16 protein-coding genes and 1 tRNA gene are annotated in these 17,053 nt (G+C 72.5%); 7 read left to right on the forward strand and 10 right to left on the reverse strand.

What is annotated here, in order from left to right:
- The 5 genes from PLP61_RS06760 to PLP61_RS06780 all read right to left on the reverse strand — a co-directional run.
- A partial coding sequence (locus PLP61_RS06760; RefSeq protein ID WP_324501640.1) for a ribose-phosphate diphosphokinase occupies window positions 1–732 on the reverse strand: 732 nt, incomplete at its 3' end.
- 76 nt (window positions 733–808) lie between these two features.
- Window positions 809–2,269, reverse strand: a complete 1,461-nt coding sequence (gene glmU / locus PLP61_RS06765) for a bifunctional UDP-N-acetylglucosamine diphosphorylase/glucosamine-1-phosphate N-acetyltransferase GlmU (RefSeq protein ID WP_324501642.1) — start codon at window positions 2,267–2,269, stop codon at window positions 809–811.
- Window positions 2,270–2,594: 325 nt separating this feature from the next.
- On the reverse strand, window positions 2,595–5,012 hold the full coding sequence (locus PLP61_RS06770; RefSeq protein WP_324501643.1) for an MMPL family transporter: 2,418 nt from the start codon (window positions 5,010–5,012) through the stop codon (window positions 2,595–2,597).
- A 58-nt stretch (window positions 5,013–5,070) separates the two neighbouring features.
- Window positions 5,071–5,661, reverse strand: a complete 591-nt coding sequence (locus PLP61_RS06775) for a TetR family transcriptional regulator (RefSeq protein ID WP_324501644.1) — start codon at window positions 5,659–5,661, stop codon at window positions 5,071–5,073.
- 262 nt (window positions 5,662–5,923) lie between these two features.
- Window positions 5,924–6,002 (reverse strand) — tRNA-Gln (locus tag PLP61_RS06780).
- A gap of 146 nt (window positions 6,003–6,148) precedes the next feature.
- On the opposite strand from PLP61_RS06780, the gene PLP61_RS06785 reads away from it, so the two are divergent.
- On the forward strand, window positions 6,149–7,303 hold the full coding sequence (locus PLP61_RS06785) for an ATP-dependent DNA ligase (RefSeq protein ID WP_324501645.1): 1,155 nt from the start codon (window positions 6,149–6,151) through the stop codon (window positions 7,301–7,303).
- Window positions 7,296–7,835, forward strand: coding sequence for a hypothetical protein (locus PLP61_RS06790; RefSeq protein ID WP_324501646.1), 540 nt, complete (start codon window positions 7,296–7,298; stop codon window positions 7,833–7,835). Before PLP61_RS06785 ends, PLP61_RS06790 begins: the two co-directional genes overlap by 8 nt.
- Window positions 7,836–7,981: 146 nt before the next feature.
- Here PLP61_RS06790 and PLP61_RS06795 read toward each other — a convergent pair whose 3' ends face one another.
- Both PLP61_RS06795 and PLP61_RS06800 read right to left on the reverse strand, forming a co-directional pair.
- Complete coding sequence (locus tag PLP61_RS06795; RefSeq protein ID WP_324501647.1) at window positions 7,982–8,518, reverse strand: mycothiol transferase; 537 nt, start codon at window positions 8,516–8,518, stop codon at window positions 7,982–7,984.
- A complete protein-coding gene (locus PLP61_RS06800; RefSeq protein WP_324501648.1) occupies window positions 8,515–9,600 on the reverse strand; it encodes a DNA polymerase domain-containing protein in 1,086 nt (361 codons plus the stop codon). The genes PLP61_RS06795 and PLP61_RS06800 overlap by 4 nt, the downstream gene beginning before the upstream one ends.
- A 49-nt stretch (window positions 9,601–9,649) precedes the next feature.
- On the opposite strand from PLP61_RS06800, the gene msrB reads away from it, so the two are divergent.
- Window positions 9,650–10,051 (forward strand): peptide-methionine (R)-S-oxide reductase MsrB, encoded by a 402-nt coding sequence (gene msrB / locus PLP61_RS06805; protein WP_324501649.1) that lies wholly within the window; start codon window positions 9,650–9,652, stop codon window positions 10,049–10,051.
- Between the two features lie 15 nt (window positions 10,052–10,066).
- On the opposite strand, the gene hemQ is transcribed toward msrB, so the two are convergent.
- A complete protein-coding gene (gene hemQ, locus PLP61_RS06810) occupies window positions 10,067–10,771 on the reverse strand; it encodes a hydrogen peroxide-dependent heme synthase (protein ID WP_502888981.1) in 705 nt (234 codons plus the stop codon).
- Window positions 10,768–12,162, reverse strand: coding sequence for a protoporphyrinogen oxidase (gene hemG, locus PLP61_RS06815; protein WP_324501651.1), 1,395 nt, complete (start codon window positions 12,160–12,162; stop codon window positions 10,768–10,770). The genes hemQ and hemG overlap by 4 nt, the downstream gene beginning before the upstream one ends.
- 131 nt (window positions 12,163–12,293) lie before the next feature.
- Between hemG and PLP61_RS06820 the strand changes: the two genes are divergently transcribed.
- The 3 genes from PLP61_RS06820 (at window position 12,294) to PLP61_RS06830 (ending at window position 15,242) form a co-directional block, all read left to right on the forward strand.
- The gene (locus PLP61_RS06820; protein ID WP_324501652.1) at window positions 12,294–13,274 is read left to right on the forward strand and encodes a DUF4349 domain-containing protein; all 981 of its coding nucleotides are present in this window, start codon (window positions 12,294–12,296) and stop codon (window positions 13,272–13,274) included.
- 104 nt (window positions 13,275–13,378) lie between these two features.
- The gene (locus tag PLP61_RS06825; RefSeq protein ID WP_324501653.1) at window positions 13,379–14,422 is read left to right on the forward strand and encodes a phytase; all 1,044 of its coding nucleotides are present in this window, start codon (window positions 13,379–13,381) and stop codon (window positions 14,420–14,422) included.
- A 31-nt stretch (window positions 14,423–14,453) separates the two neighbouring features.
- On the forward strand, window positions 14,454–15,242 hold the full coding sequence (locus PLP61_RS06830; protein WP_324501654.1) for an NYN domain-containing protein: 789 nt from the start codon (window positions 14,454–14,456) through the stop codon (window positions 15,240–15,242).
- A 3-nt stretch (window positions 15,243–15,245) separates the two neighbouring features.
- Here the strand turns inward: PLP61_RS06830 and hemE are convergent, their stop codons facing one another.
- On the reverse strand, window positions 15,246–16,280 hold the full coding sequence (gene hemE / locus PLP61_RS06835; protein WP_324501655.1) for a uroporphyrinogen decarboxylase: 1,035 nt from the start codon (window positions 16,278–16,280) through the stop codon (window positions 15,246–15,248).
- Between the two features lie 70 nt (window positions 16,281–16,350).
- Here hemE and PLP61_RS06840 point away from each other — a divergent pair, with 70 nt between their 5' ends.
- Window positions 16,351–16,989 (forward strand): DUF3000 domain-containing protein, encoded by a 639-nt coding sequence (locus tag PLP61_RS06840; protein ID WP_324501656.1) that lies wholly within the window; start codon window positions 16,351–16,353, stop codon window positions 16,987–16,989.
- Window positions 16,990–17,053 lie beyond the last annotated feature (64 nt).

Genomic DNA, 17,053 nt, shown 5'->3' on the forward strand with positions numbered 1-17,053 from the left:
CTCAGCCGCCTTCACGATGGTCCCGCCGGTGTCGATCATGTCGTCGACCAGCACGCACATGCGGCCCTTCACCTCGCCCACCACCCGGTTGGCGACGGTCTCGTTGGGCCGGTCCTCGCGCCGGGACTTGTGGATGAACGCCAGCGGCGCGCCGCCCAGCCGGGCCGACCACCGCTCGGCCACCTTGATCCGGCCCGCGTCCGGCGAGACGACGGCGAGCTTCTGCGCGCCGTACTTCTCCCACACGTGGCCGGCCAGGATCGGCATCGCCATCAGGTGGTCGACGGGACCGTCGAAGAAACCCTGGATCTGGTCGGCGTGCAGGTCGACCACGATCAGCCGGTTGGCGCCCGCGGTTTTGAACAGGTCGGCCATCAGCCGCGCGGAGATCGGCTCGCGGCCACGGTGCTTCTTGTCCTGGCGGGCGTAGCCGTAGAAGGGCATCACGACCGTGATCCGCTTGGCCGAGGCACGCTTGAGCGCGTCGACCATGATCAGGTGCTCCATGATCCACTCGTTGATCGGCGCGGTGTGGCTCTGGATCACGAACGCGTCGCTGCCGCGCACCGACTCCTCGTAGCGGACGTAGATCTCGGAGTTGGCGAACTCGTACGCCGCGGTGGGGACCAGCGTCGTGCCGAGTCCCCGGGCGACCTCCTGGGCGAGCTCGGGGTGGGCGCGTCCGCTGAAGACCATCAGCGTCTTCTCCGTCGTGCGTTTGGTTCCGCTCACGCCCACGCTCCCTGGTCCCCGGCACCCGTCGACCCTTGATTCTCGCCCACGGCGGGCGCCTCCCCCAACCCCGGGGTCAGCCGCCGGAGCCCTCGGCGTCCTTCGGCTTCGCCTCCTCGGCGGCCAGCGCCTGCTCGGCGGCCTCGGCCTGGGCGGTCCCCTGGCGCCGGGAGAGGACCCAGCCCTCGAGGTTGCGCTGGGGCCCGGAGGAGACGGCCAGCGCACCGGGTGGCACGTTGCGGCGCACGACGGTTCCGGCACCGGTCGTGGCACCGTCGCCGATCTCGACCGGCGCGACGAAGGTGTTGTTGGAGCCGGTACGGGCCTGCCTGCCGACCCTGGTGCGGTGCTTCGCGACCCCGTCGTAGTTGGCCACGACGGTGCCCGCCCCGAGGTTGGCGCCCTCGCCGATGTCGGCGTCCCCGACGTAGGACAGGTGCGGCACCTTCGCGCCGTCGCCGATCGTGGAGTTCTTCACCTCCACGAAGGCGCCGGCCTTCGCGCCGACGCCCAGGCTGGCGCCCGGCCTCAGGTAGGTGTACGGACCCACCACGGCCCGGTCGCCGACGACGGCGAGCTCCCCGTGCGTGCGCACCACGCGAGCCCCGGTGCCGACCTCGCAGTCCTTCAACGTGGTGTCCGGGCCGATCACGGCGTCCTCCGCCACGACGGTGGCCCCGAGCAGCTGGGTCCCGGGCAGGATGGTCACGTCAGGAGCGAGCACCACGTCGGCGTCGATCCAGGTCGTGGCCGGGTCCATGATGGTGACCCCGTCCTCCATCCACCGGGTGACGATGCGGCGGTTGAGCTCCCGGCCCAGCGCGGCCAGCTGGGCCCGGTCGTTGGCCCCGTGGGTCTGCCGCACGTCCTCGATCACGTGCGCGCCCACCGTCAGGCCCGCCTCGCGAGCCAGGCCGACCAGGTCGGTCAGATAGTACTCCCCCTTGGCGTTGTCGTTGCCGATCCGCGGCAGGGCGTCGGCGAGGAACTCGGCGTCGAAGGCGAGGATCCCGCTGTTGATCTCGTGGATCTCACGCTGCGCGGGAGTGGCGTCCTTCTCCTCGATGATCGCCTCGACGTCACCCTCGTCGTTGCGCACGATCCGGCCGTAACCGAAGGGGTCCTCCACGACACCGGTGAGCACGCTCACCGCACGCTCGGCCGCCTCGTGCTCGGCCACGAAGTCGCGCAGGCTCTGGCCCTCGAGCAGCGGCATGTCGCCGTACGCCACGACCACGGTGCCCTTGACGCTCCCGATCGCTTCCATCGCCACCCGGACCGCGCCGCCGGTGCCGTCGAGCTCCTCCTGCACGGCGAGGACGCAGTCGGGGACGTACTCGCGGATGTGCGGGGCCACCTGGTCGCTCTGGTGGCCGACAACCGCGACCACCCGGTCGGGCTCGACCGCGCGGACGGCGGTGAGCACGTGGCCGATCATGCTCCGGCCGCCGACCTCGTGCAGCACCTTCATGGTCTTGGACTTCATCCGCGTGCCCCCGCCGGCGGCGAGGACGACCACGGTGAGGTTGTTCGGCATGGCGGCCCTCCAGACGCGTCGACCAGCACCCCCGGTCGGCCGGCGACCGGGATCGGCTCCCCGGGTAGGAGTCGAACCTACGTCGCTAGTCCTGATTCAAGGAGCGAACCAGTCGTACGACCTCGACCGATCTGAGCGGAGATAGTTGCTACCCAAGGATGGTTCCACACTCCGTCGTAGGCCCTCGTCTGAGGCTGTCTGAGACCGTTTCTTGGACGGCCACTGAGACCCCGGAGCGGTCAGCCGAACCTGTCGAACCAATCGGGATCGACCTGCGTGCCCAGCGCCGGGACGGTGGGGCACGCGGGTCGTGGTGCGCTGCCGGTCAGGCCCGCGCGGGGGCGTCCTCGCCGGCCGGTGCCTCGTCCCACTCGTCGATGTCGTCGATCGGGTCGAGGTGCTCGTCGTCGGCCAGCGAGTGCTGCCCGGGGCGCAGGTGCGGCCGGTCCAGCTGCTCGCCCTCGACGTCGACGTTCGGCATCACCTTGTCGAGCCAGCGCGGGATCCACCACGCCTTCTCGCCGAGCAGGTACATCAGCGCCGGGATCAGCGCCATCCGCACCACGAAGGCGTCGAAGAGCACTGCGACCGCGAGCGCGAAGCCCATCGACTTGATGATCGGCTCGTCGATGAGCATGAACGCGGCGAAGACCGAGATCATGATGACCGCCGCGGCGGCGACCACGCGCGCGCTGTTGCGGAAGCCGTCGACGACCGCATCGCGGGTCGACATGCCGTGCACGTGCGCCTCGCGCATCCGGGTCACCAGGAACACCTGGTAGTCCATCGCCAGACCGAAGACCAGGCCGATCAGGAAGATCGGCATGAAGCTCACGATCGGCTGGCCCTCCATGATCCCGAACGCGCCCTCCTGGAAGACCGCGACGGTGGCGCCCAGGGTGGCCAGCACCGAGAGCACGAACCCGAGCGTGGCGGTGAGCGGCACCAGCAGCGAGCGGAACACGATCGTGAGCAGGATGAACGCCAGTCCGACGACGACCAGCAGGTAGACCGGCAGGGCGTCGGCGAGCCGCTCGGACACGTCGACGGTGATCGCGGTGAGGCCGGTGACGCCGATCGTCGTGCCGGTCTCGGCCTCGGTCGCGCCCTCGCTGTCGCGCAGGTCGGCGAGCAGGTCCTCGGTCGCGGTGTCGTCGGCGCCGGTCTCGGGGGTGATCATCACCTGGGCGCCGGTGGCGGGCTCGGTGAGGTTGCCGTCCTTGTCCGTGACCGCGTTGGTCAGCACCACCTGGGCATTGGCGACGCCGTCCTGCTCGGCGGCCCACTGGGCCACCGCGCCGAACGCGGCACCGCGCTCCTCCTCGGGGACGTCGCGGGCGTCGACCACCGCGAGCATCCGGGCGTCGCGGCCCGGGCCGAAGGCCTCGGCGATGACGTCGGAGGCCTTGCGCTGGGTGGTGTCGGAGGAGGCGGTGGCGTCGGTCGGGAACGCGAGGTGCAGGTCCTTGAGCGGGATCGCCAGCGAGCCCAGGCCGACGACGACGAGCAGCACCACGGCGATCGGCGCGCGGCCGACGAGCCGGGCCCAGCGGACGCCGTTGTTGAGGATGTGGCCGTTCGCCTCGCGCTGGGGGGCGTAGTGGCGCACCCGACCGCCGAAAGCCTTGGACTTCAGCACGCCGAGGCCGGCCGGGAGCAGGGTCAGCGCCACCAGCACCGCGATGAACACGGTGGCCGCGGCGGCCAGACCCATCGTGGTGAGGAACGGGATGCGGACGACCGAGAGCGCGGCCAGCGCGATCAGCACGGTGAGGCCGGCGAAGACCACGGCCGAGCCGGCGGTGCCGACGGCGACGCCCACGGCCTCCTCGCGGTCGTCGGTGTGGTGCAGTTCGGTGCGGTAGCGGGCCAGGATGAACAGCGCATAGTCGATGCCGACGGCGAGCCCGATCATCGTGGCCAGCATCGGTGTGGTGGAGCCGATGTCGGTGAACGCGGTCATCGCGGTGATGCCGGTGATGCCGAGCCCGACGCCGACCATCGCAGTGACGACCGGGCCGCCGGCGGCGACCAGCGAGCCGAAGGTGAGCACGAGGATCACCAGGGCCACGGCGATGCCGATCAGCTCGGCCTTGCCGTCGAGCTCGGTCATGCCGGTGACGCCGCTGCCGTTGGCCTCGACGGTGAAGGCGTCGCTGCGGTGCTCGTCGAGGACGTCGTGGAGGGCGTCGATCGTGGCCGGCTCGAGGTCGGCGAGGGTCTCGACGTCGAAGGTGAAGGAGATCAGGCCGACCCGGCCGCCCTCGGCCAGCGGGGAGAGCGCCTGGGCGTTCGCCTCGGCCTGCTCCTGCGTGGCGCCGGACGCGGTCTGCGCGGTGACGATCTGCTCGGTCTGGATGGCCGCGGCGCTCACCGGGTCGGCGGGCAGCGGGTTGGTCGGGTCGCTGCCGTCGGGCATCTGCGGGAGCGCCGCGAGGTCCTCGACCAGGTCGCCGACCCGATCGGCGTACTCGGGGTCCTTCAGAGTGCTGCCCTCGGGGGCGGCGACGACGACGTTGACCGTGGCCTGGTCGAACGCGTCGACGCTGCCGGGGAACAGCTCCGACTGCAGGTCCGCGGCCTCCTCGGACGGGATGCCCGGGATCGAGAAGGCGTCGGTCATCGGCTTGGACATGGTGGCCGCGACGCCGCCGACGGCGACGAACGCGAGCGCCCAGGCGGCGAGGAACAGCGGCCACCGCCGGTAGGCGGCCTTGCCGAGTCGGTAGAGCAGGGTGGCCATGGGGTCTCCTGGCTGGGGTTGGCTGGGTCGGTGGGAGGGTGGGTGGAGCGGGGGCGGCTCAGCCGAGGAGCCGGCGGGTGGTGTGCAGGGTGTCGTCGAAGAGCTCGGCGAAGCTGCGCCCGGCCGGCTCGGCGAGGTAGCGCTCGAGCACGGTGTCGTAGAGCGCGACGAGCAGCCGCAGCAGCAGCCGCGAGCCGTTCTCGTCGAGGTCGGCGCTCGAGCGGGTGCGCAGCAGCGCCGCGAACTCGTCGATGCTGGCCTCGAACCGCTGGTGGGCGGCGACGAGCAGCCGTGGGGTGCCCTTGAGCAGGCGGCGTCCGAGCTCCAGCGACTCGCGGTCCTCGTCGTCGACCTGCAGCACCGCCTGCACCATCACGCCGATGTCCTCGAGCAGGTCGCCGGTCGGGCCGCCCGCCTGGAACGTGGCGAGCAGGTCGTCGGGAATCTGGGGCGGTGCCCCGAGCACGGCGTCGACCTTGCCGGGGAAGTAGTTGAACAGCGTCCGCCGGGAGACCCCGGCGGCCTCGGCGAGGTCGTCCATGGTCCAGCTGTCGAGGCCGCGCTGGTCGGTGAGGCGGCGGGCCTCGGCGCTGATCCGGAACGACGTCTCGTGGCGCCGGCGCTCCCGGAGCGATGCACTCTGTGTCACAGAGTGCAGTATTGCACTCCGTTCAAGGGAGTGCAGAACCGCGGACGGGTGGCCCTGGTCACACCGGCTGCGGTAGATCCCGGAGGATCATCCGCCGCCACCCGGCGGCCTCTCGGAGGAGCACGCCATGGACTGGCTCGCGGCGAGGAGATCTCGGTGCTGTGGAGATCCTCTTCGCGGCACTGGCGTCGTACGCGATCGCCCCCATCGGAAGTGGGGGCGGGCCTCGCGTCGTCTGACCAGGGCAAACGCGCTGGCCTTGCTCCCCGGGTAGGAGTCGAACCTACGTCGCTAGTCCTGATTCAAAGTCAGGCGGGCCCTGCCGGCAGACCAACCGGGGATCGGCTCCCCAGCCTAAGGCCACCCGCCGGGCCGCCCGCGGGCCCCTCGCGCACGGCGTACCCCTTCCCCGCCGCGCAACGTCGCACGTTCCGGGCTGACTCGGCTCCGTCCGGATGACGTCCTCGGGGTGGCCTAGGCTCGCGGGATGGACCTGCCCGTGATGCCGCCCGTGCAGCCAATGCTGGCCAAGTCGGTCAGCGGCGTCCCCGACCCGGCGCGGTACTCCGTGGGCGAGGTCCCCGGGCTGTCCTTCGAGCCGAAGTGGGACGGGTTCCGGTGCCTGGTGTTCCGCGACGGCGACGAGGTCGAGCTGGCCTCCCGCAACACCAAGCCACTGACCCGCTACTTCCCCGAGGTGGTCGCCGCCGTCAGGGAGCAGCTGCCCGAGCGGTGCGTGCTGGACGGTGAGCTGTTCGTCGCCAGCCGCTCCGGCGCCGGCGCCCGGCTCGAGTTCGAGACGCTGCAGGAGCGCATCCACCCGGCCGCCTCCCGGATCGCCCTGCTCGCCGAGACCACACCGGCCGAGTACGTCGCGTTCGACCTGCTGGCGCTGGGGGACGCGTCGTACCTGGACCGGCCCTTCATGGAGCGGCGGGCCGCCCTGGAGGACGCGCTGGCCGGTCTGTCCGGGCCGTGCTGGCTGACCCGGACCACCACCGACCCGGCGGTGGCCGAGGAGTGGTTCCACCGGTTCGAGGGGGCCGGGCTGGACGGCGTGGTCGCGAAGCCCCTGGGGGCGCCCTACCGGCAGAACGCCCGGAGCATGCTGAAGATCAAGCACGAGCGCACCGCGGACGTGGTGGTGGCCGGCTACCGCGAGCACAAGACCTCGACGCCGGCCCGGCCGCTGCTGGGGTCGCTGCTGCTGGGCCTGTACGACGGCGGCACGCTCCAGCACATCGGGGTCTCGGCCTCCTTCACCGCCGCCCGGCGCGCCGAGCTGATCGAGCAGCTGCAGCCCTTGGTCTGCCCGATCGAGGAGCATCCGTGGGGTGCGTGGGCCGAGTGGGCGATCGCCAACCCGGACCGGGTGCCGGGCACCCAGTCGCGGTGGAGCGCCGGCAAGGACCTGAGCTTCACACCGCTGCGGCCGGACCTGGTGGTCGAGGTGGCCTACGACCACATGGAGGGTCGGCGGTTCCGGCACACCGCGCAGTTCCGCCGGTGGCGAACCGACCGCGACCCCGCGTCGTGCGACTACAGCCAACTGGAGGAGCCGGCGGGCTACGACCTGGGTAGGGTTTTGGTGGCAGGTGACGGACACCTCGGCCCAGGGACAGGGAGCGACGGCGATGAGTGAGTCCTACAACGTGGTGCTGCTGATCGAGCAGGAACTCTCCGCCGCCGACGCGGCCCAGGTGGTCTCGCTGCACGAGGGGCTGGACGAGCCCGTGGTCTACCACGTGCTCCTCCCGCTCGAGGACGCCGCGGCCCGGATCGAGGCCGCGATGGGCTCCCTCGCGGCCGGTGAGGTGATGGCCTCCCCCGCGATGGTGATGAGCGACGTCGACCTCGAGGCCGTCCGCCGCGACTGCGAGGAACGCTCCTCCGGCGAGCTCCAGCACACCGTCGAGGCGCTGGCGAACGCGGGCGCCTCGGCGGTCGGCTCCGTGGTGACCGACCCGCCCATCGACGCGCTCGCCGCGAAGGTCGCCGAGGTCGACGGCCGGGAGGCGATCATCCTCACCCGCCCGCACGTGGTGGCGGAGTTCTTCCACGTCGACTGGACCTCCAAGGCGCGCCGCAAGCTCGGCGTACCCACCCTGCACCTGCTCGAGCGCGAGAACTTCGACGAGCAGGCCGGGTCGGGCGAGGGCATCACCGGCTTCTGACCGGCCCGCCACGGTGGCGGCCTCGGCGGGTGTCGCCGGGCTGGCGTCTGCCGATTGGACCCAAACGACAGACGACACGCCGGAATCGCCTGCCGTTTCGGTCCAATCGAGGCACCCCCCGACCAAGGTCCCAGGCGCCCGACCCGTCACGAACGGCGGGCGAGCTCGACCACGACGTCCAGGTGGCCGGCGTGCCGCGCGTACTCCGTCAGCACGTGGAAGCAGATCCACTCCAGCGTCGGCGGGTCCTGGGTGAAGCGTCCGCCGAGCGAGGCGTGCTCGTCGAGCCGGTGGCCCCGGAGCACCGTCCGGGTCCGCTCGGCGACCGCGTCGAGACGGCGGGCGAGGTCCTCGGCACTCACGTCCGCGGCGACGTGCCAGCGCCCGTCGGGCTCCTCGGGGTCGGCGACGTCCCAGTCACCCCAGGGGTCGGCGACCGGCTCGCCCAGGAATCCCCACACGAACCACCGCTGCTCCATGTGGAGCACGTGCGAGAGCAGCTCGACGGGGGTCCACCCGGACGCCAGCCTCGTCGTACGCCGTTCCTCCGGCGACAGCGCGAGTACGCCGCCGCGCACGTCGGCTCGCACCCAGTCGAGGTAGCCGATCCACCGCTCGGCCCCGCCGGCCCCCGTCGTCGGCGGCTCGCCCGGGCCGCGGCCGACCGTGCCGTCCTCGCTCACGTTCCCTCGACCCGGTTGCCGGACTCGTCCCAGTGCTCGGCGACCTTCTTGCTGGGCTGCACGCGCGGCGGCTCGCCGGGCATCTTGGGGTAGTCGGGCGGGTAGCTGAGCTCCACCGCCCCCTGGGCCTCCCAGAGGTCGAGCAGCGGCTCCAGGGAGTACGCCGTGTCGTCGATCGCGGCCCACGGGTCGCCGTCGGCCACCCGCTCGGGCACCGTGAACAGGTTGAGCTCGCTGGGGTCGGTGAGCTCGGCGAGCTCGCTCCAGGTCACCGGCGTGGAGACCGGAGCGCCCGGCAGCGGCCGCAGGGAGTACGCCGAGGCGATGGTGCGGTCGCGGCTGTTCTGGTTGTAGTCCACGAACACCCGTGCCCCGCGCTCCTCCTTCCACCACGCGGTGGTCACCCCGCCGTCGCGCCGCTCCAGCTCGCGACCGAACCCGATCGCGGCGTGACGCACGTCGACGAAGTCCCACCGCGGCTCGATCCGCACGAAGACGTGGACACCCCGGTTGCCCGACGTCTTCGCGAACCCGGTGATCCCGAGCTCGCCCAGCAGCTCGTGGGCCACGCCCGCGACCCTCACGGCGTCGGCGAACGACGTACCCGGCTGGGGGTCGAGGTCGATGCGCAGCTCGTCCGGCCGGTCGACGTCGGCGCGCCGGACCGGCCAGGGGTGGAAGGTGAGCGCCCCCATCTGCGCGCACCAGACGGCGACCGCGGGCTCGGTCGGGCAGATCTCGCGCGCCCTGCGGCCGGACGGGAAGGTGACCTCGACCGACTCGACGTAGTCCGGCGCTCCCACCGGCACCCGCTTCTGGTAGAACGCGTCGGCCTTCTCGCCGGGACGCCCGGTGCCCAGCACGATGCCCGGAAGCACGCCCTTGGGCCAGCGCTCGAGCGCGGTCGGGCGCTCCCGCAGGGCACGCATCAGTCCGTCACCCACGCTGGCGACGTACTGCGCCACCCTCAGCTTGGTGACTTCGGGCATGCGCTCGGTGGCGGGGTAGATCACGCGGTCGGGCGAGCTCACCCGCACCGCGCGTCCACCGGCGTCGACCTCGGCGGCTGGGGGCTTGGGCATGCGGTCCATCATGGCCGGTCGGTCTTGCCCGGGCCACTACCGTGGAGGGATGGCCTACGAGGTGGAGAAGACCGACGAGCAGTGGCGGGCGGAGCTCTCGCCGGAGGAGTACGCCGTGCTGCGCCAGGCGGGCACGGAGCGTGCGTTCACGGGGAAGTACACCGACACCGAGACCACCGGCGTCTACCGCTGCCGGGCCTGCCAGGCCGAGCTGTTCCGCTCGGAGACCAAGTTCCACTCCGGCTGCGGCTGGCCGTCGTTCTACCAGCCGGTCTCGGACACGATCGAGTACCTCGAGGACACCTCCCTCGGCATGAAGCGCGTGGAGGTCCGCTGCGCCCGGTGCGGGTCGCACCTGGGGCACGTGTTCCCCGACGGCTACGGCACCCCGACGGGCGACCGGTACTGCATCAACTCGGTGAGCCTGACCCTGGAGCCGCGGGAGGGCTGACCCGGCGTACGCCGCTCAGGGCAGCCGGCGGACCAGCTCGGCGGGCGCCACCCGCGGGCCGGTGAAGAAGGGGGTCTCCTCGCGCACGTGCAGCCGCGCCTCGGAGGCCCGCAGGTGGCGCATCAGGTCCACGATGCGGTGCAGCTCGTCGGCCTCGAACGCCAGGATCCACTCGTAGTCGCCCAGCGCGAACGACGCCACCGTGTTGGCCCGCACGTCGGGGTAGTCCCGCCCCATCTGGCCGTGCTCGACGAGCATCCGTCGGCGGTCCTCGTCGGCCATGACGTACCAGTCGTAGGAGCGTACGAAGGGGTAGACGCACAGGTACGCCCGCGCCTCCTCCTCAGCCATGAACGCCGGGATGTGCGCGGTGTTGAACTCCGCCGGCCGGTGCAGCGCGAGCTGGCTCCACACCGGCTCCAGCCGGCTGCCGAACGCCGTCCGCCGGAGGCGCTGGTAGGCGTCCTGGAGGGCCTCGGCGCTCGCCGCGTGCCACCAGACCATGAGGTCGGCGTCCCCGCGGATCCCGGACAGCTCGTAGGTGCCGCGCACGACGACGTCGTCGGCGGCGAGCTTCTCGAAGAGCTCGACGACCTCGGCCGCCTCGGCGGCCCGGTCCGCGTCGCCAGCCGGCCGGTCGACCCGGAACACCGACCACATGGCGTACCGGATGGACTGGTTGATCTCGCGGATCTGCTTCGCCTTGCTCATGGGGCTCATTGTGCCTTGGTGAGGCAATCCGCGGCGGTCCGGGCGGAGGCGACCACCGCCGGGATGCCGACCCCGTCGTACGCCGCGCCGCAGACCGCGAGCCCCGGGACACGGGCCACCTCCGCACGCACGCGGGCGACCCGGTCCAGGTGCCCCACGGCGTACTGCGGGAGTCCGCCGCCCCACCGGTGCACGTGGGTCGCGACGGGCGCCGTGCGCAGCCCGGCCGCCTCGCCGAGCTCGGCCAGGGAGACCGCCACGAGCTCGTCGTCGTCGACCTGCAGGGTCGCCTCCTCGCGGTGACGGCCCAGGGAGGTGCGCAGCACCAGCAGGTCGTCCCCGTCGGCGGCGCCGCGACCGGCGTCGCGGACCCAGCCCCACTTCGCGAAGGAGAAGGTGCTCGCCTTGATCCGCCGGCCGTCCACGGGAGGCACCAGGAAGCCCGAGCCCGGAAGCTTCGGCAAGGTGCGCGCGAGGAAGACGAGCGTGACCACGGCCACCGAGGCCGACTCGATGCCGGCGAGCTCGGCGGCTGCCTCCGGCGCGAGGTCCGCGAGCAGCCGTGCAGTGGGTGCGGCCGGGGTGGCGAGCACCACCTGGTCGGCCTCGAGGAGCTCGGGCGCGGCGGCCGAGCCGAGGGTGAGCTGGAAGGCGGCCCGACCCCCGGGGGTGGGGCGCACGCTGCGCACGGGCGCGTCCGTGCGCACGGCGAAGCGCCCGCACGCTTCCAGCGCCTCGGCGAGTCGGCCCATGCCGCCCTCGACGCCGGCGAAGACCGGCGCCTCGTAGGTGGTGGGGATCGCGGCCGCCTGCTCCAGGATCGAGCCGCGGCGGGCATACGCCACCAGCTGCGGAACGGTCGCCAGCGCGGACAGCTCGCGCGCGTGGCCGGCGTACACCCCGCCCAGCAGCGGCTCGACCAGCCGGTCCACCACCTCCGTGCCGACCCGCTGCTCCACCAGCTCCCCGACCGAGACGTCGTGCGCCACGGCCGACGGCGGGATCGTGCGCTCCTCAAGCACCCGGGCGAGCCCCGCCTCGGAGAGGATGCCGGAGGCGGCGAGCGCCTCGAGGTCCAGCGGGACGCCCATCAGCGAGCGCGGGAGCGGGCGGAGCGCGCCGCGGGTCCAGATCCGCGACTCCACGGTCGCCGGGTGCACCACCGGCAGGCCCAGCGCCCGGGCCAGGTCGACCCCCTCGGGCCGGCGGTGGAGCATCGCCTCGGCACCGACGTCGACCCGCAGCCCTGCCACCTCCTCGCGACGGAGCTTGCCGCCGGTCCTCGGCGAGCCTTCCAGCAGGAGGACGTCGTGGGAGGGGTCGTCGGCCAGGAAGTACGCCGCCGCCAGGCCGGCGATGCCTCCGCCGACCACCACTCGTGTCGGGCGGGTCGGGTCCACGGGCCCCAGTGTGCCGAATCCGGCCGCGCAGGCCGGCAAACTGCGACGGGTCGGCGGGAAAACTGCGACGGGTCGGCGGGAAAACAGCGACGGGTCGGGAACCGGGACGGCCGGGGCGGCGTCCCATCCGCATGAGCACCCGCCTGACCGGCATCCGCTGGACCGACACCCGTCCGACGAGGGGCACCCGGCCGTCGCCGCGGCGTACCTCCCTGGTCCTCTCCGTGCTGCTCGCCGTACTGGGGCTGGTGGCCCTGGCCGCCTGCTCCGGGTCCGGCTCCGGAGACGACGCCGGGTCGGCGCAGGACTCGCTGGCCGAGCCCGCGGCGGTGGCGCGCGACGAGGCGGTCACGGACGAGGCGGCGGGGGGCGACGCGGAGAGCGTGTCCTCCAGCGTGGTCCAGGAGCGCGCCGTGATCTCCACCGGCGTGGTCTCGCTGCGGGGGACGGACGTCTCCGACGTCCGCTTCGACGTGCTCAAGGTGGTCGACACCCACCGCGGCACCGTGACCGACCAGGCGACCGAGACCGACGAGGACGGCACCGTCAGCCGGGCCAGGCTGGTGATCCGGGTACCGGCGCAGGAGTTCGCCGGCACGATGGCCGAGCTCGAGAAGGTGGCCGACCTGGAGTCCTCCTCCAGCACCAGCGAGGACGTGACCACCCAGGTCATCGACACCCGGGCCCGGATCCGCGCGCAGGAGGCGAGCCTGGAGAGGGTGGAGATCCTGTTCGACCGGGCGCAGAGCATCCGGGACATCATCGCGATCGAGGCCCAGCTGACCCGGCGCCAGGCCGAGCTCGACTCGCTCAAGCAGCAGATGGCCTGGCTGGAGGACCAGACCTCGATGAGCACGATCACCGTGCACCTCGAGCGCACCACGACCGCGGCCCAGACCGACGACGACTCCGGCTTCCTCGCCGGGCTCCAGAAGGGATGGGACGCCCTCACCGCCGTCGCGGTGGGTGCGGCCACCCTGCTCGGCGCCGTGCTTCCCTTCGCGGTGGTCCTGGCCGTGCTGGCCGTACCGCTGTGGCGCCTCGCGCGGCACTCGCGGCGCCGGGGCAGCGGGCCAGGCAGCGGGCCGGACGTGGCAGACTCCGCCGTCTGAAGTCTCCCCCGGGGGGAGGTCCAGGCACCTCGGCACCGGGTGTGACGTTGACCCGGTCGGCGCGCAGGCCCGACGATGGAGGGTCGCGAACCTGAGGGGGTCCCATGAGGCTGGTTGTCCCCGGTGTCGGCGCAGCGGTGGTGACGCTGCTCCTCGGCGGCCCCGCGCTCTCGTCCCCGCCGGGGACCGCGTCGGTGCCCTCCGTCCTCGAGACGGTGCCGACCAGGGTCGTCGGCGACACCGCCGACGACGCCGCGATCTGGGTCAACGCCGCGCGCCCGGGATCCTCGCTCGTCATCACCAACGAGAAGCAGGTCGACCGGCTGACCGTGTTCGACCTCTCCGGCGGCGTGGTGCAGCGCATCACCGACCCCTCGCACTCGTTCGGGAACGTCGACGTCCGCGGCAACATCGTCGCGGCGGCGCACTCGGGGGTGTGGACGTGGCGGGTCACCACCACCGCCGACGGACCACGGCTGGTCGCGGCCCGCGAGCCTACGGGGAACGCGCGCACGTCCGGGGAGGGCCTGTGCCTCTGGGACCCCGGAGCACGCGGCACCGCGGGAGGGCTGTACGCCGTCAACGTCAACCGGACCAGCTTCCGCGTCCGGGTGCACCCGCTCACCGACAAGGACGGCGACGGCCTGCTCCTCGTCGGGAAGGCCGTCCGGGACTTCCGCCTCGGCAGCGAGGGCGAGGGGTGCGAGGTCGACGACAGCACCGGAGCCCTGTACGTCGCCGAGGAGGACGTCGGCATCTGGCGCTACGACCTGACCGCACCCGCAGGGCCGGTCCCCCCGCGCACCCGCTTCGCGAACGTCGGCCCGCTGCTCGCCCCCGATGTCGAAGGGCTGGCGCTGGCCGACGGGGTCCTCTACGCCTCCGCGCAGCACGTCGCGGATCCGCAGGACAGCTGGTTCAGCCGCTACGACGCGACGACCGGGACCTACCTGGGCAGCTTCCGGGTCGTCGACGGGGCCACGTCCGACGACTGCGACCAGACCGACGGCATCGACGTCTACCCCGGACCGCTCGGCACGAGCTTCCCGCACGGCCTGTTCGTGTGCCAGGACGGGTTCAACGACCCGCCCGGCACCTCCGGGTCGCAGAACTTCAAGTACGTGCCGCTCGACGCCATCACCGGGTAGGTCGCCGCGCCGTCACGGCTAGGCTGGCCGCGTGCCCGACGACTCGATCCGCCTCGCCGTCCTCATCGACGCCGACAACTCCTCCGGCGACCGCGCGGAGGCGATCCTCGCCGAGGTGGCCGACCATGGCACCGCGACCGTGAAGCGTGCCTACGGGGACTGGACCTCCGGCCGGCTGGAGAAGTGGCAGAAGCGGCTGCACACCCACGCGATCCAGCCGATCCAGCAGTTCGCCTACACCACCGGCAAGAACGCCACCGACTCCGCCCTCATCATCGACGCGATGGACCTGCTGTACGCCGGGAACGTCGACGGCTTCGTCCTGGTCTCCAGCGACAGCGACTTCACCCCGCTGGCAATCAGGCTGCGCGAGTCGGGACGCCTCGTCTACGGCATCGGGAAGCGCGACACCCCTCGCGCATTTGTCGAGGCCTGCAACCGGTTCATCTTCCTCGAGGTCCTCGGCCAGGACCGCCAGGCGACACGGGCGGAGCCGGCGGAGCCCGCGCCCACGAAGCCGGTCGAGCTGCCGAACCTCCAGTCGATCCTCACCCGGGCGATCAACGCGACCGCACCGGACGAGGATGACGGGTGGGCGACGCTGTCGGCGGTGGGCAGCCAGCTCTACCGGATCGAGTCGTCCTTCGACCCGCGGCTCTACGGCTACTCCAAGCTCGTGGAGCTGGCCCAGGCCCAGCCCTACGTCGACGTGGAGCGCAATGGCACCGGCCCGGTGCGGGTCCGGCTCCGCTCCTCACGGCCGGCGAAGAAGACCGCGGCGAAGCAGGCTCCCGACAAGACCGCGGCCAGGAAGCGCTGACGCTCAGCCCACCGGGTAGCTCTGCACGAACTCCGTGAGCCGCGCCAGCTGGTCGGGGTCGGTGGAGGGGATCACCCCGTGGCCGAGGTTGAAGATGTGCCCCCGGGCGGCGCGACCCGCCTCGAGGATCTCCGCGGCCCGCGCGGTCATCACCTCGGTCGGGGCGAAGACCAGCGTCGGGTCGAGGTTCCCCTGCACGCCGCGGTCACCGACGAGCGGGACGGCCCGGTCCAGCGGCGTACGCCAGTCGACGCCGACGACGTCGGCCCCTGCCTCTCCCATCAGCGAGAGCAGGTTCGCGGTGCCGACCCCGAAGTGGATCCGCGGCACGTCCAGTGCGCCCACCCGGCTCAGCACGGAGGCGGAGTAGGGCATCACCGAGGTGGCGTAGTCCCGCGGGGTGAGCGCGCCGGCCCAGGAGTCGAAGAGCTGGACGGCGGCGGCTCCGGCGCCCACCTGGACCTCCAGGAACGCCGCGGCGATCCCGGCGATCTTGCGCATCAGTGCGTCCCAGACCTCCGGAGCGCCGAACATCATCGCCTTGGTGAGCGCGTGGTCCTTCGAGGGGCCGCCCTCGACGAGGTAGGAGGCCACGGTGAACGGGGCGCCCGCGAAGCCGATCAGCGGGGTGCTGCCCAGCTCGGCGACCAGCGTGCGCACCGACTCGGTGACGAAGGGCACGTGGTCGGGGGTGAGGTCGGGGATCGCCGCGACGTCGGCGAGCGTCCGCACCGGGTGGGCCACCACCGGGCCCACGCCGGGCTTGATGTCCAGGTCCACGCCCACCGCCTTGAGCGGGAGCACGATGTCGGAGAAGAAGATGGCCGCGTCCACGCCGTACCGGCGCACCGGCTGCAGGGTGATCTCCACGGTCAGCTCGGGGGTCATGCACGACTCGAGCATGCCCACGCCCTTGCGGACCTCGAGGTACTCCGGCAGCGACCGCCCCGCCTGCCGCATGAACCACACCGGGGTCCGCGAGGGGTGACCGCCGCGGGCGGCCTGGAGGAACGGGCTCTGGTCGAGGGGGGCGGGCATGGTCGAATCCTCCCAGGTCAGGCGGCGTGTTGGCACATCCGGAGTTGCCGACCCGACCTACTGTGACCTCATGGTGGTCGGGCAGGGGACGAACGCCGGTGCCGGCGCGGAGGCGAGCCCTCCGGAGTTCCGTGCTGCCGTCGCCGCGCTCCACGCCGCCCGCTTCCGGCCCGAGGTGTTCTGCGAGGAGATGCCCGCCCCGCAGCGGATCGCGCCGTACGCCGCCGCGCTCTCGGCCGACGTGACCATCGAGGGCAACGACGTGGGCACCGGCCGGATCATCGTGCTCCACGACCCGGCCGGCAACGACGCGTGGCAGGGGACGTTCCGCTGCGTCGCCTACGCGCGCGCCGAGATCGACCCCGAGCTGATCACCGACCCGCTGCTGGCCGAGGTCGGCTGGAGCTGGCTGGTGGAGGCGCTGGAGGCACACGGCGCCCGCTACCTCGCCGCGTCCGGCAGCGTCACCCGGGTCGCCACGGAGAGCTTCGGCGGGATGGCCGACGAGGGCGGCACCGCGCAGATCGAGATCCGTGCCTCGTGGACGCCGTGCGCCTCGGACGGCTCGACGTACGACGTGATCCCCGACATCGCCTCGCACGCCGAGGCGTGGGGTGAGCTGCTGTGCACCGCGGCCGGCCTGCCTCCCGTCCCCGACGGCGTGGCCACCATGCCGAGTCGTCGTGGGCAGCGCGGGACCGGACGCTGATCCTCGTGTCGGCCGCCTTCGACGACCCCGGCGCCGCCGGGCAGGACGGGACCGGGCTCCCTGA

The sequence above is a fragment of the Nocardioides sp. genome, from assembly GCF_035429765.1.
GTDB lineage: Bacteria > Actinomycetota > Actinomycetes > Propionibacteriales > Nocardioidaceae > Nocardioides.

What these genes read in the sequence shown, in the direction of transcription:
- glmU (WP_324501642.1), bottom strand. Translation starts at nt 2,269, where the DNA reads ATGCCGAACAACCTCACCGTGGTCGTCCTCGCCGCCGGCGGGGGCACG.
- PLP61_RS06770 (WP_324501643.1), bottom strand. Translation starts at nt 5,012, where the DNA reads ATGGCCACCCTGCTCTACCGACTCGGCAAGGCCGCCTACCGGCGGTGG.
- PLP61_RS06800 (WP_324501648.1), bottom strand. Translation starts at nt 9,600, where the DNA reads ATGCCCAAGCCCCCAGCCGCCGAGGTCGACGCCGGTGGACGCGCGGTG.
- hemQ (WP_502888981.1), bottom strand. Translation starts at nt 10,771, where the DNA reads ATGAGCCCCATGAGCAAGGCGAAGCAGATCCGCGAGATCAACCAGTCC.
- PLP61_RS06840 (WP_324501656.1), top strand. Translation starts at nt 16,351, where the DNA reads ATGGTGGTCGGGCAGGGGACGAACGCCGGTGCCGGCGCGGAGGCGAGC.
- PLP61_RS06825 (WP_324501653.1), top strand. Translation starts at nt 13,379, where the DNA reads ATGAGGCTGGTTGTCCCCGGTGTCGGCGCAGCGGTGGTGACGCTGCTC.
- PLP61_RS06790 (WP_324501646.1), top strand. Translation starts at nt 7,296, where the DNA reads ATGAGTGAGTCCTACAACGTGGTGCTGCTGATCGAGCAGGAACTCTCC.
- PLP61_RS06820 (WP_324501652.1), top strand. Translation starts at nt 12,294, where the DNA reads ATGAGCACCCGCCTGACCGGCATCCGCTGGACCGACACCCGTCCGACG.
- PLP61_RS06785 (WP_324501645.1), top strand. Translation starts at nt 6,149, where the DNA reads ATGGACCTGCCCGTGATGCCGCCCGTGCAGCCAATGCTGGCCAAGTCG.
- msrB (WP_324501649.1), top strand. Translation starts at nt 9,650, where the DNA reads ATGGCCTACGAGGTGGAGAAGACCGACGAGCAGTGGCGGGCGGAGCTC.
- hemE (WP_324501655.1), bottom strand. Translation starts at nt 16,280, where the DNA reads ATGCCCGCCCCCCTCGACCAGAGCCCGTTCCTCCAGGCCGCCCGCGGC.